This is a genomic window from Flavobacterium flavipallidum, assembly GCF_038289905.1.
Taxonomy (GTDB): domain Bacteria; phylum Bacteroidota; class Bacteroidia; order Flavobacteriales; family Flavobacteriaceae; genus Flavobacterium; species Flavobacterium flavipallidum.
Genome location: NZ_JBBYHU010000044.1, coordinates 1 through 15983, shown reverse-complemented (window position 1 = coordinate 15983; position 15983 = coordinate 1). Strand labels below are relative to the sequence as shown.

Below are 15983 nucleotides of genomic sequence, written 5' to 3'. Positions count from 1 at the left end.
TTTTTCACAACGTACTATAAATATTCTTATTTCTGTGTTAATTAAAGATTTAATAAAAAAGAGTCAACGATAAAAGCGACTAAAAAACAAACATTTACCTATTAACCCCCTACTGTACCGTAACAGGAACCTTATAAAAAACGCCATATTGAAAATTCAGAGTTGGTCCAAATAATGGATTATCTAAAATATTAACCAAATTACATTTAAAAGTTCCGGAAACCGTCTTATTAACAACATCATATTCCGTAATTTCAATTTCTCCATCTCCAACATTAAAACCTGAAGAAAAAGTAACGCTTTCTTTAGTCAAAGGGTCTTTATAAACATAATTAGCAGTATTCGAAGGTGTATTAGCTATAACATAAATACCTGTAGCAATCCCGCCAGTATTTAGTGTAACAACTTCTGTCGCTGTGTACGCCTCTATTACTAAGTTACCACCCGAATACAAAGTAGCTCTAGCCTGAACTGCTCTCCAAAAAACATTATCTTTCATTGCCTGAAAGGCCGGAGTATTGAATTTCACATCTTCCTGACAGGAAAACAGCGCAAAAAACACTATCAGAAATAAAAAATATCTTTTCATAAAATAAAATATACAAACAAAAATAAACTATTCGTTCGAAACTAATCTAAATTACTATAAAAAGAAGCACAAAAAACCGCTAAATAATTATTTTTCAAAATACTAAATACTGTTTGACGTATTAAAAAAAAATGTATATTTGCAGCCTTAATTAATCGAGGTCGAGTACCTCAAAATTTAATCATAAAGATTATGTCAGTAAAAATTAGATTACAAAGACACGGTAAAAAAGGAAAACCTTTTTACTGGGTAGTAGCAGCAGATGCTCGCTCAAAAAGAGATGGTAGATACTTAGAAAAAATCGGTACTTACAATCCAAACACTAACCCAGCAACTATCGACTTAAACCTTGATAGCGCAGTTAAATGGTTACACAATGGTGCACAACCAACTGATACTGCTAAAGCTATCCTTTCTTACAAAGGTGCTTTATTGAAACACCACCTTGACGGAGGAGTTCGTAAAGGAGCTTTAACTCAAGAACAAGCTGACGCTAAACTAGCTGCATGGTTAGAAGCTAAAGCTGGTAAAGTTGATGCTAAAAAAGATGGTTTATCTAAAGCTCAAGCTGATGCTAAAGCTAAAGCATTCAAAGCTGAACAAGAAGTAAACGCAAAACGTATCGCTGCAGCTGCTCAGGCAGAAGCTGATGCTATTGCTGCTGCACAAGCTGAAGAAGCTGCTTCAACTGAAGAAGAAGCTCCAGCTGCAGAAGAAAACAACGAAGAAGCTCAGGCTTAATTTTTATAGCGAATGCGTAAAGAAGATTGTTTCTATTTAGGTAAAATCGCTAAAAAATTTAGTTACAAAGGTGAAGTCCTTGTCTATCTTGACACCGACGAACCTGAGTTATACGAAAACTTGGAATCAGTGTTTGTTGACTACAACAAACACTTGGTTCCTTTTTTTATTGAAAGCGCTTCATTACACAAAAATGACTTTCTAAGAGTTCATTTTGAAGACATCAATACCGAAACCGAAGCCGATAATCTTATTGGTTCCGATTTATATCTTCCATTAAACATGTTACCTAAACTTAGCGGTAACAAATTTTATTTCCACGAAGTAATTGGTTTTGAAGTGGAAGACAAACGATTAGGAATTGTTGGAGAAATCCAATCCATAAACGATACTACTGCCCAACCCCTTTTCGAGGTTTTAAAAGACGGAGCGGAAATTCTAATCCCTATGATTGATCAATTCCTAGTAAAAGTAGACCGTGAAAACAAAAAAATTATCATGGATTTACCGGAAGGATTAATTGAGATGTATCTTTAAGAAAATCCAAAAAAAGAAATTCCAATTTCCAACTAAAGAAGAAAATTCCAATACAAAAATTCCAAATTCCAAATATAGAGAGGAAATTTCAATTTTTTAATCTAAATTTGAAACTCAAAATCAAATTGAATAATCATTCTTCATAATGAGTTTTGGAATTCAAAATTTAACTTTTGGAATTTAATATTTTATGGAAAAACCATACGATTTAGAAGAAAGAACTTTTTTGTTTGCTAAAGAATGTAGATCTTATATTAAAAAACTACCAAAAACCATTTCAAATACTGAGGATGGAAAACAATTAGTTAGATCATCTGGTTCTGTCGGAGCTAATTACATTGAAGCAAACGAAAAACTAGGAGAAAAAGATTTGTCTTTTCGTTTAAAAATAGCCAGAAAAGAAGCTAAAGAATCCAAATACTGGCTTCGATTATTACAAGAATTAAATCCAGAACATCAAGAAACTTCAGAATCCTTATTATTTGAAGTGGAAGAATTAAGAAAAATACTTTCGGCAATTATTACTAAAACAACAAAGTAATTCCCTCTCTATATTTGGAATTTGGAATTTAAAAAAATTGGAATTTTACCTTATGTTTTCATTCAAAAAATTCTCTATAGAACAAGATCGTTGTGCAATGAAAATTGGCACTGACGGTGTTTTATTAGGCGCCTGGACACCAATTGAAAACAATCCGTTTAGTGTTTTAGACATTGGTGCCGGAACCGGAATTATTGCTTTAATGCTTGCACAAAGAAGCAATGCTGAGCAAATTGATGCTTTAGAAATTGACGAAGACGCATACGAACAAGCCACAGAGAATTTTGAAAATTCGCCTTGGAACGACCGTTTATTTTGTTTCCACGCTGGTTTAGACGAATTTATCGAAGAACCCGAAGACGAGTACGATTTAATCGTTTCCAATCCGCCTTTTTATAGCGAAGATTATAAATCAAACAGCGAACAGCGCGATTTAGCCCGCTTTCAGGACGCCATGCCTTTTGAAAAATTAATTGAAGCTGCTGCTTTATTACTTTCTGAAAACGGTATTTTTTCTGTCATTATTCCTTTCAAAGAAGAAGAAAATTTCTTGGCTTTAGCCAATCAATTCGAATTGCATCCAATCAAAATCACCCGAGTAAAAGGAACTCCAACTACTGAAATCAAGCGTAGCCTTTTGGCTTTTAGTCGAAATGAAATTCCTAATTTCCCTATTGATGAATTGATTATCGAAATAGCCAGACATCAATACACCCCAGAATACATAGAATTAACGAAAGACTTCTATTTAAAACTGTAACCGTAAAAGAACTCATTTCTGAACCTGTATCAAAAAAAGAATATTGAATATATTTGTACAAAAAAAGCAATGTCAGGAGTAGAAAATTTTTCCCTTTACGTAATTTCAGCAATTATCTTCGTTTTAACTCCTGGAATAGACACCATTTTTATCCTGAATAAATCGCTTACTAAAGGTAAAAAAACAGGACTTTATTCTTCATTAGGAATATGCAGTGGAATTTTAGTACACACCACATTCGCCGCCTTAGGATTATCGATTATTTTAGCCAAATCAGCTATTGCATTTTCGTTGATTAAATATCTCGGAGCAGCATATCTGATATATATTGGAGTAAAAGCGCTTCTCACTAAACAAGATAAATTTAACTTTAAAGAAGAACAACAGGAAAACGAAACTTTCTGGACAAGCTACAGTTCCGGCGTTATCACAAATGTGTTAAACCCAAAAGTTGCACTTTTCTTTTTATCTTTCTTTCCTCAATTCATAAGCAAAACAAATACTGATTCAGCATTACCTTTCTTTATTCTTGGACTCACTTATGCCGGTCTTGGTATTATTTGGTGTTTTATACTCGCTTATTTCTCCTCTCTTTTTTCTAATAAATTGAAAGAAAACGAGAAATTTAATTTTTGGCTAAACAAAACATCAAGCCTCATTTTTATTCTCATGGGCTTAAAAATTGCATTGGATAAAAAATAAAGAAAACTTATTTAAGAGAAATTTAATCAAATTTCTTCTCTTGGTTAAAATGCTTTATGTAAATTTATGATAAGCTAGCTTTCTTTTTCAAAAGAAGGTCATATCAAACTTTTACTTTAAATCCTCATGAAACCAGATCTATTTCAAGCACCTGATTATTACAACCTTGACGAACTGTTATTAGAAGAACATAAATTAGTTCGTAATGCAGCCCGAGCTTGGGTCAAAAAAGAAATAAGTCCTATCATTGAGGAATATGCTCAAAATGCTGCATTCCCAAATCAGATTATTAAAGGTCTAGCCGAAATTGGAGCTTTTGGGCCTTATATTCCACAAGAATATGGTGGCGCTGGCTTGGATCAAATTTCGTATGGCTTAATCATGCAGGAAATAGAACGCGGTGATTCAGGAGTCCGTTCTACAGCTTCTGTTCAATCATCCTTAGTTATGTATCCCATTTGGAAATACGGCAGCGAAGAACAAAAATTGAAATACTTACCTAAACTAGCTTCAGGAGAACTTATGGGCTGTTTTGGATTAACCGAACCTAATCACGGTTCTGATCCAGGCGGAATGACGACCAACATTAAAGATAACGGAGATTATTATTTACTCAATGGAGCAAAAATGTGGATTTCTAACGCTCCTTTTGCTGACATAGCTATTGTTTGGGCAAAAAATGAAGAAGGTAGAATCCATGGTTTAATTGTAGAACGTGGCATGGAAGGTTTTTCAACACCAGAAACTCACAATAAATGGTCCTTACGCGCATCGGCTACTGGGGAATTGATTTTTGACAATGTAAAAGTTCCTAAAGAAAACCTACTACCAAACAAATCCGGATTAGGCGCACCACTGGGTTGTTTGGATTCAGCTCGCTATGGAATAGCATGGGGAGCCATCGGAGCAGCTATGGATTGTTATGATACTGCTTTACGTTATGCAAAAGAAAGAATGCAATTTGGAAAACCAATTGCCGGAACACAATTACAACAAAAGAAATTAGCCGAAATGATTACCGAAATCACTAAAGCTCAATTATTGACCTGGCGTTTAGGCACATTAAGAAATGAAAACAAAGCTACATCGGCACAAATTTCAATGGCTAAAAGAAACAATGTCAATATGGCTATAAACATTGCCCGAGAAGCTAGACAAATTTTAGGAGCAATGGGAATCACCGGAGATTATTCGATTATGAGACACATGATGAATCTGGAATCTGTAATCACCTATGAAGGAACCCATGATATCCATTTACTGATAACAGGAATGGACATCACGGGTATCTCAGCTTTTAAATAAAAGCCAAAAAACATCAATTATTTAGGCATTGTAGGTATTATAATTCTCCCTCTTGGAGTACTTAATGTCTCTATAAAAGCTAATAAATCATTTATTTCTTCTTTGTTTAAATTCAATTTTTTAAGCAAAGGATCCGGTTTAGGAATCAAAGTATCTCTGGCCGTACCAAGATATTTCTTTTGAATTGGCGAAGGATTTCCTAAATTATATAATTCAACAACATCCAATAATGTGGGAAAATGACCGTGATGCATCCAAGGTCTTGTATTCACAACTTCTCTAAGAGTTGGAGTTCTGAACTTCCCGATATCTTTCATATCTTTCGTTACATTATAACGCCCGAAATCTTCATTTTTAGTTCCAAAAAGCGTTTGACCATCATTATGAAATTGATTATCACTAAAGTAAGGTGTGTTATGACAATTGATACATTGGGCTTTAGTTCTAAATAAATGCAAACCACTCAGCTGCTGATCAGTTAAAGCATCTGATTTACCGCTAACAAATTGATCGAATTTAGTCTTAGGACTGACAATTGTGCGTTCAAAAGTTGCAATTGCATACTGAATTCTTTGCAATGAAACTTTATCATCGCCAAAAGCCGCTTTAAAAAGAGGTTGATAACCTTTTATCAAAGCGATTTTATCAACAGCAATAGTAAGTTTTTCATTCATTTCTAAAGCATCACCAATAGGAAATTGCGCCTGATCTTCTAAACTGGAAGCTCTACCATCCCAAAACAGCGTTTTTGCAAAGGCCGAGTTCATGATCGTCATTGAATTACGCTTTCCGGTTTGTCTGTCATGACCAAAAGATCGGGTTAGATTGTCTGTCCATCCTAATTCAGGATTATGGCAGGAAGCACAAGCTATTTGTCCGCTAACAGATAATCTGGGATCAAAGAAAAGTATTTTTCCTAAATCGGCTTTTTCTTTTGAATACGGATTGTAATCAGGATAAGTCACTTCGGGCAAAACACCAATATCTTGGAATTTAGATTTATCGATACTGGCATCTAATTGGGCTTTGGGCCATTTTGATGTATCTCCGCTGGAATACATTTTTCGTAAATCCTGAATATCGATATATTCTGGATTATCAAACTTATTATATGCCGTTAAAAACGACAACACTAAAACAGAAAAAACAATTATTCTTAATTTCATATTTACAAGGTTACAGGTTTTAAACAAGGTTCACTTAATGGTGTTATTGTTGGAAAAGTACTTTTATTATATATTTTGTATTTAGAAGAAACAGTTCCTCCAAATAAAGCCTGATTTGTTAATCGTAAATCAAATGAAATCTCAAACAAACCATTCCCTTTGTCCTGATAAGTTCCCTCACCAGCAATTTCAATAGTATAACTTTTACCATTTGTTCCTGCAATAATGATGTCCTGTTGGTTGACTAAAACAATTCCTTTCGTTTTATTATTTCCGTCCTCAGGGAAAAATTCAAGAGCAGAAGTTATATTAAACCCAGGTGAATTAGCCGCAGAAGTAGATTCATTAGTGAACCAATTTTTCAAACCAAAAGAATTAGTCGTATTAGTCCCTGAGGTAACATTAAACCCAATTTTAAAAGCATCATGATAGACATCATCTGAGATATCAGCGGTTCCTTGACCACTAAATTGAATAGCATTTGAATCATCTTTATTCACAACTACTGGAAAAGTAAACGCATTAAAAGCAAACCAAGAACAAGTTCCATTTCTTTCAAACCAATTAGCCCCATATGTTCTATACAAAGGATCTGATAAATTATAAAAATTAGCAGCAGGATTCACCTTTACATCTCTCGGAGTTATTAAAGGTTTCTCAATTGTCAAACTATTTTGCCCCTTAATCTCATAATCTTGAATTGCATTAAGTGTAATTTTAGTAATATAACTAACATCATCATCTTGAATATCTTCTAAAAGCGTTAGGTGATAGGTAATCGAATTTATATTTTCATCAAAATCGTCACGAGTTAGTGAGTATTTAAATCCATTACGGAAATTAAAAAAAGAAGCATTTTCAATTTCTGAACGAAAAAAACCATTAGGAAATTCTAGCTTAAAATCTACAACCTCACCTAATTCCCCTTTTATTTCAATTTTACTAGTCGATAATTTATAAGTTGTATTTATTTCTCCTAATTTGATCGCAAAAGTATCATTAGGAGCAATCGAATTTAAATTACCAATATGAACATCTGGATTCGAAACTGACTCTAATTTCAAGTTAATACCTTGATTTTTTGTCCATCTATTATCAAAAGAAAGGGAAATAGTATCCGTAAGTTTATTACCTTCAAACAATAATTCGTTAGTTGGTTCGATACTAAAAACATTGGAATCACCAGAGGTTGTCGCACTAAAATTAACTCGAACAGCCTCTTTTAAAGTTGGCGAACTTAATGTTACCGGAACTTTTAAAGTTTTTAAAGATTGATTTGTATACGTACTCAATGGAATCAAAGTCGTACCTACTGCAGGATATTCTAGTGGAACATTATTATTATTCACTAAAAAATTAAATCTCACAAAAGGATCAAGATTATAGGTATTTGACTTAAATTCATCTTTGGAACATGAAAGCATAAGTATCACGCACACAAAGGATACCGATATATTTTTAATTATACGATTCATTTTGAACTAAATTAGAGTTAAGATTTTTATTTGCTAGCGGAATTGGTAACACATATTTAAGAGATGGATAATTCATTTCGCAGTTATTAGAAATACAACCATCATTTCTTTGAACATTCTTTTTATTTCGGGCAATATCAAAAAACAAATGTCCTTCAAAACACAGTTCTTTTCTTCGTTCCAAAAACACGGCATCTTCAAGATTTTCAGTATTTGAAAGTAAAGTTGCATTAGCTCTGGCTCTGATCGTATTGATATCTGCTTTTACCTGATCAGTATTCTGAAGTTTTAATGCTGCTTCGGCACGAATTAAGTATTGCTCTGACAATCTAAAAGCAACATATCCGGGATTATCCTGAAATTTTTTAGTAAAATAATAATTCTTATTTACCTGTACCTCATTCACTAAAGTTGACAATGGCTTAATTAAGAATAGATTCTTTCTAATATCATTAGTTTCAAACAAATCAATTAAATCCTGTGAAGCCACATAACTTCCAAAACTTGTTGTTGTAGTATAACCAAAAAAAGCTGCCAGTGATCCTCCTACAGTTCCCGAAGCATCTCTAGGAATTGAAAATTCCAATAAAGTTTCACTAAGAGGTAAGTTAGCATTTTCCCATCCAGAAATATAATTGGTATTTGTAGTCAAACTTAATCCTGAATTTTTAATCACATCATCGGCCGTATCAAAAGCATTTTGCCAATCGCTTTTAGACAGATATACTCTTGCTAACAACGCTTTGGTACTTGCTGCACTAAAAAAAGAATAAGCAGGCCCTGTCAAAAGTGAACTAGCAGAATACAATTCCAATGCATTTTTTAAATCGGCAATAATTAAAGAATAAGTTTCAGCAGCCGTTTTTCTTGAAGGGTATTTTAACCCTTTCAGTAAAGATTCGGTATTATATACAATCCCTAAATGAGAAGCATCTTCAGTAAATCCGTAATTTTGACTATACACTTCTGATAAAAGAAAATGTGAATAAGCTCTAATCGTTAATGCTTCGGCTTTTATTTGTTTTTTTTCTGTTTCTGTCGCATCGGTAAGAGCGTCTGTAAATTCTAAAATCAAATTACATTCATTGATGATTGCATAACTGTCAGTGTAAAAAATAGAATAATTAGAATCATCCGACTGATCATCAAACGAATACACATTAGCTATATTTGTAGGAATCTTTAAAATCCCTAAAGAAGTACCTATTCCTGGCGAAAACTTAAGATTACCCCCCTGTAAATCAGCATAAACTGCAAATCGTTCTCCACGAACATTCTCTTCAAGATCGCTATAAATACCGTTTAAGGCTGTCAGCACACCTTGCTTAGTTGCTAATTGTTCTGTTATTGAAACTTTAGTACCTGGCTCCTGCTCTAAGAAATCACTACAAGATTGCAAAGACATTATTCCTAAAACCAGAATTAATGCTAAATAATTTTTATATTGTATTAGTCTCATTTCTTTTAAAATTTAGTATTAATACCTAATGAAATAGTTCTGGCCTGAGGATAGGTATAACTAAACTCTCGGATTCCATTCATCCCTTTTGGACTTTTTTGTTTGTACCAATAAGCTACATTTGAAATATCAAAAAACACATTTAAATTATCTAAAAAAGTGTGCTGTACCGGAACATTATAACTCAAATTGACATTACTAATTTTAATAAATGTCGCATCGTAAAGGTATTTACTCATATTCTCGATTAATGTAACATTACTAGGAGCTGGCTGTGTTACAATATCACCTGGATTTCTCCAATAATCATATGCGTTAACAGACATGTTTCGATTACTAAGTGTACTATATTTAGAAATAATCTGATCAGAAACTAACTTATCACCTCCCCATTGGAAACTCCCTATTAGTGTAAGCGTTAGTCTATTATTGATAGTAAGTGCATTTCTAAAACCTCCAAAAGCTTTAGGTTGGGTATCTCCTATTGGTTCCCAATCGGCATTGGTAAACGTTCTTTTATAAGTAGCAGCATCAAAAATTTCATCTCCTCGTTTAATCAAATCTCTTCCTGTAGCCGGATCAACACCTACCCATTTTACTCCCCAAAGTGTTGTAGTGCTATAGCCTATTTTTTGAGCAAGCGCTAGGCTTGAAGCCGAATAATCACTCCCTAAACCAACTAAATCAGTCACTTTATTATCAACTGTAGAAATGTTAATTGAACTGGACCATTTGAATTTTTCTTTTCTAAACCAATTTATAGTGGTACTAAATTCAAATCCTCTATTGTACATAGTAGCGGCATTAAGCTGAACGGAACTATACCCTGTTTCAGAAGGAATATCTCTGCTTGAAATCAAATCAGTCTTATTATCATAATAGTACTCTAAGGACATTTGTATTCTATTAAATACATTGAAATCAACCCCAAAATTGAATTTGGTATTTTTTTCCCACCCTAAATTTTCATTTGGCGCATCACTCGCATTAGCATTATTACTGCCATTATAACCGTTTTGAGAAACAGTATATATTCCTTTTGAACGATAAGAACCAATTCTTGAATTACCTGTTGAACCGTAGCTAGCTTTCAATTTCAAAAGATCTATCCAATCTTGATTTCTCAAAAAAGCTTCATTATTTAAAGCCCAAGCTAAACCTATTCCGCTATTCAAAGCCACATTATTATCACTACCAAAAACGGAACTCTGATCTCTTCTTAAATTAGCTAACAAATAATACCTCTTATCATAACTATAATTTATTTGGGAGAAGAGTGAAACTCTGGCACTATTACTTATTTCACTTTTATAAGTCTGATTGTCTCTTGAATCATCATCCGGTGTGTCCGGATCATCATCCTGAATAGCATCGGCTACAGCATTTACTTTATTTGGATTTACAAATCCTGTTGCCGAAGCATAATCAAATTTTCCCTTCTCTTCAGAAAGTTCAAAACCTAAAACACCGTCAACATTGTGTTTTTTAGCAAATTGTTTATTGAACAACAATTGTCCTTGCCAATTCCATTTATTGGTATTTCTTTGATTAATAATTCTTCTTCCCCAATTAGGATATTTAACTTCGTCTAACAAAAATGTACCATTATTTTGACCACTTTCATTCTCTCCCGAATAATAACGATCCTGTTCTTTATCAGAATAATCAATTCCAAAAAGAGTAGAAAGTCTTACCGATTTACTCCATTGATAGCCTAAATTTAAACTTCCTAAAATTCCATAAGTATCTGTTAGATTTTTGTTTTGGGCAATTCCAGCTAATGGATTTCCTCCAAAAACTCCTGTGACTCCTGTTTTAGTATAACTTCCATCTTCATTATAGGGAGCAATCGTAGGAAGAAAAGCAAAACTATAATACACATTAGGAGCATCTTTTTGTATATAACTAGGATTAAGAGATAAACTCACATCCAACTTTTTATGATTAAACCCAAGATTAATTCCGGCAGTTAATTGTTTAGTAGTATTTCCCATTTGGGGTTCATCAATATTTTGATAATTTATACTGCTTCGATACGTAAACTTATCAGTTCCTCCGGAAACATTAAAATTATATTTCGTATAAACCCCATCTTTGTTCAGTAGATCAAACCAGTTAGTATTGACACCATTATAAGGAACTATGTCTGTACTAGACGTATTTTTCAAATAATCATTTCTTAATTCATTATACTGAGCTCCGCTTAAATACTTAATTTGATTGATTGCCGATGAAACTCCTAACTGATTTGAAAAACTAAATTTAGCTTTCCCTTTTTTTCCTTTTTTTGTAGTAATTAAAATTACTCCATTGGCACCATCGGCTCCGTAAATCCCCACTGCAGCAGCATCTTTCAATACTGTGAAACTTTCTATAGTTTCAGGTGTAATTTGATTGAGCGGGTTAGACAAATTTTCTGAAAAATTACTATTCCCATTAAAAAGCTCACTATCAATAGGTAAACGTTCAGCCATTACAACTCCATCAATAATAATTAAAGGTTGTGTAGAAGTTCCAACTCTGGAATTTGTTAACGATTGTAAAGTTCCCTGCCCTCTAATATTGATTTTCACCGGATTTCCTACTCCTGAAGTATTTTCAATTAATACCCCGGCTATTTGTCCTTCAACCATTTTATCAATACTTTCAGAAGCTTGATCTACTGCGATATCTTTAGATCTCAAAGTCGAAATACTTCCTACAACTTCTTCTTTTAACTTTTTAGTGCCGTAAGAAGAAGTAATCACAATTTGATCTAATGTATCCGTCGATTCATCTAATGCAATTCGAAACTCTGATTTGTTTCCTACTTTTATCAACTGAGTTTGCATCCCTATATAGGTCACTTCAAGCTCAGTATCTTCAATATTGTTTCCAGTCAATCGATAGACAAATTCTCCATTTATATCCGTTATCGCTCCCATCCCCGTTCCTTTAACTCTAATGGTAGCTCCTGGAAGTGGCGACTTAGTTTTAACATCAACAACCTTTCCGTGAATAAATCGTTCAACTTCAGTCTGATTGACCTTTTGCTCTTCTTGATTACTTTTAGCAATCAACAATACCTGCTTCTTTTGTATATAAAATGAAATATCAGAACCTTTAAATAACTTATTTAAAACTTCTTGTAATGAAGCCTTACTGATATTAATTGATTTTTTTTGTTCTACATTTATTTTTCGGGCATTGTAAATAATTCGATATTGGCTTTGCTTTTCTATTTCTTTAATAATGGTACTCACAGGACTATTATTGAAATTCAAACTAATAGTTGCATTTTGCGAATAAGCTGAAAACACAGACAGAAAAACTAAGGCCAGTATAATTTGCCTTTTAAAATTGTGTGGGATAAAAAATGCCATAAGCGTTTGTAATTTAAGGGGTATTTATAATGGTTATTGCGTTATTAGTTATTGAATATTGAAAAGGAGTATCACGTTTTAGTAATTCCAGAATATTCTCTACGGTAGATTCATTGATATTGATTGCTCCTGTAAAACTTTGTTTTGCAAGCTCAGTGCTTTTATTAACTATTTTAACATCATAGTTACGTTCAATAATTTTAGCTATTTCTGAAAATGGAGTATCTCTAAAAACCATTTCTCCATTTACCCAAGCAGTATAGAAGCTTGTATCAACATGAGAAACAGCTATTTTCTTCGCATTTTTATTCCAAGTTACCATTTGGTTAGGCACAAGAATAACAGCGTTCGATTCATTTTTAACTTCTTTAAACTGAATACTTCCTTCCACCAAAGCACTTTTCACAACAAGATCCTCCGGATAAGCACTAACATTAAACTTAGTTCCTAAAACCTTAATATCAACATCATTAACATTTACGATAAAAGGATGCTTCTTGTCTTTTGTAACTTCAAAAAAAGCTTCTCCGGTAAGGTATACTTTTCGATTACTGTTTTTACCAAATTGTTCCGGATAGCGAAGTACTGTACCCGAATTCATGGTAACCTGAGTACCATCAGAAAGAATGACTTTAAATTTTTTCCCATAAGGAATACTAAGCGTATTATACTTAACATCCTTATCATTGACTTTTCCAAAATAGACAATTTGAGTAGAATCTTTTTTGGCAATCAAATTCCCTTTTTCGTCCACTAAATTTATTTGATTCTCTTTGGTAACATATTCTTTCTGTCCGTCACCTAATTCTAAAAGAATTTCTTTTGCCTTAGCTTCTTTGGAGTTTTCATTAAAATTAAAAACTAAGCTTCCTATCCCCAGAAGTATTAAAAACATAGCAGCATATCTAAAATACACAGCTGTTTTACTTTGTATCGTACGAAGCGGAACAACCTTTGTTTCGGTTTTCTTAGCCAGTCCGGTTAGCGCCCAGGTTTTTTTTATTTCAATGAAATATTTTTTATTCGCTTCAGAAGATTCAATCCAATCAAAAAGCATTTCTACCTCTTGCTCGCTCGCTTCATTTTTTAAATATTTATGAATGATTTCCTGCATTTGTTGGGAATTTATGGTGTTTCTAATAGTAAGTACACCTGTATCCCTAAAAACCCTAACTTTTTTTTAAAGTTTTTTTAACCTTTTTTTGATTAGATATGAAAAATGAATAAAAAATAATCCTGAAGTGAATTTTTCAATAATTTCAAAGCCTTTGTCATATGTGCTTCAACTGATTTTAAAGAAACTTGCATTTCCTCAGCTATTTCAGCATTTTTTTTATGTTCATGACGTTTTTTTAGAAAGACTGTTCGGGTAGTCAAAGGAAGTTTTGCAATAGAACGCTCTATTATTTTTTCTAGTTCGGTTACTTCTAGTGTATCAAATGAAAACGAAGATAAAATTTCAAGATCAAGCGATTTTTCTTTCTCATTTAAAACATCATTTTTAAATCTTTTTTTCACTTCATTATGTCTAATTGCATTAAGACATTTAGACTTTCCATAAGTATACAAAAAAGAAGGAATTCCGTTTAAAGACATTACATCCGCTCTTTTCTCCCATAAATTTAGGAAAGCTTCCTGTGTAATATTCTCGGCTTCATCATGATCGTAAATGAAGGAAGTACAAAAAGATTTTATCGCATTAAAATACTTCTCATAAAAATAAGCAAAAGCTTTCTCGTCACCTCTTTTAAAGGATTCGAAAAAAACCAATTCAGAATTGCTATTAATTTTCATTTAAAGTAAAGAATATTGTAAAACTCAAACTATTTTTTAAAACTTTTGCAAATATAAATCTATCTAAAACAGTTCTAAATAAAATAAAAATTTTTACAGAAAATTTAAAAAACCAATACTATAAAAATAAAAAAAACAATATTCAGATTGAAAAAAAACACATACTCGCTTTCTACAAAACCAATCAGCTCAATAATACGTACATAATTACAATAGAATATCTACTATTATTTAAAAACTATAATTAAAACAGTTATTAAAGTATTGATAAAATTGATGAGATATTTCCCTTGAAGTTTTTAGCTTTTTTATCTTTACACAAAATTACAACACCATGAATATTCAACACATTAATAAAAGTATCGAAACCCAAAAAAGCGCACTATTACAGCATTCGCTTTACAACAAAGTAAAGACAATCGAAGACTTACATATTTTTCTTGAAAGTCATGTTTATGCTGTATGGGATTTTATGTCTTTATTAAAAGCGTTGCAAGCAAAATTGACCTGCACTACAACTCCGTGGTTTGCTACAAAAAACCCTGAAACAAGATACTTAATCAATGAAATAGTTTTAGCCGAAGAAACCGACTTAACTCTTGATGGCAAACATCAAAGTCATTACGAAATGTATCTTGAAGCAATGGAAGCATGTGGAGCAGACACTAGCAAAATTGAAAATTTCCTGACTGAAATTCAATCTTTACAAAACATCTTTGTAGCCATTAAAAAAAGTGATTTACACCCTAATATTAAAGCCTTTTTGGATTTTACCTTCAGAGTAATCGAAGAAGGAAAACCGCATGAAATTGCAGCCGCTTTTACTTTTGGAAGAGAAGATTTAATTCCAAGTATGTTCTTTGCTATTTTAAAAAATTTCGAAAAAAAATTTCCGGAAACTGATTTAAGCAAATTAATCTATTATTTTGAAAGACACATTGAATTAGATGCCGATGAACACGGACCAATGGCTATGCAAATGATCAATGAGCTTTGTGAAAATGACCAGCAAAAATGGAACGAAGTTGAGGAAGTTTCTATAATGGCACTCCAAAAGAGAATTGAACTCTGGAATGCTATCGAAGAACTGATAACTATGAAAGTCGAAATGGCATAATTGCAAATCCGAAATCAATATAAAAACGTAACTATTACTACAAACTCAATTCTATAACGATGAGAACAACAGTTAAAATAATAGTTACGTTTTTTTTACACATAATGTTTATAAATTGTAGTAGTAGCGAAAACTCAATTACACAAGTTAAAAATACACCAACTACTGCAGACACTTCATTATACCTTGAAACCAAAGCCGAAATCATAAACTACCTGGCCCTGGGTGATAGTTATACCATAGGACAAAGCGTTTGTGAAACTTGTAGATTCCCAGAGCAACTTAAAACTGCTTTGAGAAACATCAATCTTCAAAGGCATATTCATAATACCTCAATCTATTGTTTTTCATAAAAATAGGTATTATATTAGAAGAAACAAACCCCGAAATTGCTCAAAAGGAGTCAAAAACGGGGTTTTCTTTTATAGTGTGATG

At 32.7% G+C, this 15983-nt stretch carries 14 protein-coding genes; 7 read left to right on the top strand and 7 right to left on the bottom strand.

Annotated features, from left to right (window positions below; translation table 11 throughout):
- Positions 1–109: 109 nt before the first annotated feature.
- A complete protein-coding gene (locus AAEO59_RS15330; RefSeq protein WP_341701628.1) occupies positions 110–589 on the bottom strand; it encodes a DUF6252 family protein in 480 nt (159 codons plus the stop codon).
- 192 nt (positions 590–781) lie between these two features.
- Between AAEO59_RS15330 and AAEO59_RS15325 the strand changes: the two genes are divergently transcribed.
- The 6 genes from AAEO59_RS15325 (at position 782) to AAEO59_RS15300 (ending at position 5175) form a co-directional block, all read left to right on the top strand.
- Entirely contained in the window at positions 782–1330 is a 549-nt protein-coding gene (locus AAEO59_RS15325) for a 30S ribosomal protein S16 (protein ID WP_341701627.1), read from the top strand.
- Between the two features lie 12 nt (positions 1331–1342).
- Positions 1343–1867 carry a ribosome maturation factor RimM gene (rimM, locus tag AAEO59_RS15320; protein WP_341701626.1) on the top strand — a complete coding sequence of 175 codons (525 nt, stop codon included), beginning with the start codon at positions 1343–1345 and terminating at the stop codon, positions 1865–1867.
- Positions 1868–2057: 190 nt separating this feature from the next.
- Complete coding sequence (locus tag AAEO59_RS15315) at positions 2058–2408, top strand: four helix bundle protein (protein ID WP_341701625.1); 351 nt, start codon at positions 2058–2060, stop codon at positions 2406–2408.
- 52 nt (positions 2409–2460) lie between these two features.
- Positions 2461–3168 carry a tRNA1(Val) (adenine(37)-N6)-methyltransferase gene (locus tag AAEO59_RS15310; protein WP_341701624.1) on the top strand — a complete coding sequence of 236 codons (708 nt, stop codon included), beginning with the start codon at positions 2461–2463 and terminating at the stop codon, positions 3166–3168.
- Between the two features lie 69 nt (positions 3169–3237).
- Positions 3238–3870 carry a LysE family translocator gene (locus AAEO59_RS15305; RefSeq protein WP_341701623.1) on the top strand — a complete coding sequence of 211 codons (633 nt, stop codon included), beginning with the start codon at positions 3238–3240 and terminating at the stop codon, positions 3868–3870.
- A gap of 126 nt (positions 3871–3996) precedes the next feature.
- A complete protein-coding gene (locus AAEO59_RS15300; RefSeq protein ID WP_341701622.1) occupies positions 3997–5175 on the top strand; it encodes an acyl-CoA dehydrogenase family protein in 1179 nt (392 codons plus the stop codon).
- A 17-nt stretch (positions 5176–5192) separates the two neighbouring features.
- On the opposite strand, the gene AAEO59_RS15295 is transcribed toward AAEO59_RS15300, so the two are convergent.
- From AAEO59_RS15295 to AAEO59_RS15270, 6 genes are all read right to left on the bottom strand, one after another.
- Positions 5193–6341: a cytochrome-c peroxidase gene (locus AAEO59_RS15295; RefSeq protein WP_341701621.1), complete on the bottom strand. Its 1149-nt coding sequence runs from the start codon at positions 6339–6341 to the stop codon at positions 5193–5195.
- A gap of 2 nt (positions 6342–6343) precedes the next feature.
- On the bottom strand, positions 6344–7816 hold the full coding sequence (locus AAEO59_RS15290) for a hypothetical protein (protein ID WP_341701620.1): 1473 nt from the start codon (positions 7814–7816) through the stop codon (positions 6344–6346).
- Positions 7800–9275: a RagB/SusD family nutrient uptake outer membrane protein gene (locus AAEO59_RS15285; protein WP_341701619.1), complete on the bottom strand. Its 1476-nt coding sequence runs from the start codon at positions 9273–9275 to the stop codon at positions 7800–7802. Before AAEO59_RS15285 ends, AAEO59_RS15290 begins: the two co-directional genes overlap by 17 nt.
- A gap of 5 nt (positions 9276–9280) precedes the next feature.
- Positions 9281–12637: a SusC/RagA family TonB-linked outer membrane protein gene (locus tag AAEO59_RS15280; RefSeq protein WP_341701618.1), complete on the bottom strand. Its 3357-nt coding sequence runs from the start codon at positions 12635–12637 to the stop codon at positions 9281–9283.
- Between the two features lie 13 nt (positions 12638–12650).
- Positions 12651–13751, bottom strand: coding sequence for a FecR family protein (locus AAEO59_RS15275; RefSeq protein WP_341701617.1), 1101 nt, complete (start codon positions 13749–13751; stop codon positions 12651–12653).
- 92 nt (positions 13752–13843) lie between these two features.
- Complete coding sequence (locus tag AAEO59_RS15270) at positions 13844–14431, bottom strand: RNA polymerase sigma-70 factor (RefSeq protein WP_341701616.1); 588 nt, start codon at positions 14429–14431, stop codon at positions 13844–13846.
- Positions 14432–14765: 334 nt separating this feature from the next.
- On the opposite strand from AAEO59_RS15270, the gene AAEO59_RS15265 reads away from it, so the two are divergent.
- The gene (locus AAEO59_RS15265) at positions 14766–15548 is read left to right on the top strand and encodes a DUF3050 domain-containing protein (RefSeq protein WP_341701615.1); all 783 of its coding nucleotides are present in this window, start codon (positions 14766–14768) and stop codon (positions 15546–15548) included.
- Positions 15549–15983: the final 435 nt, after the last annotated feature.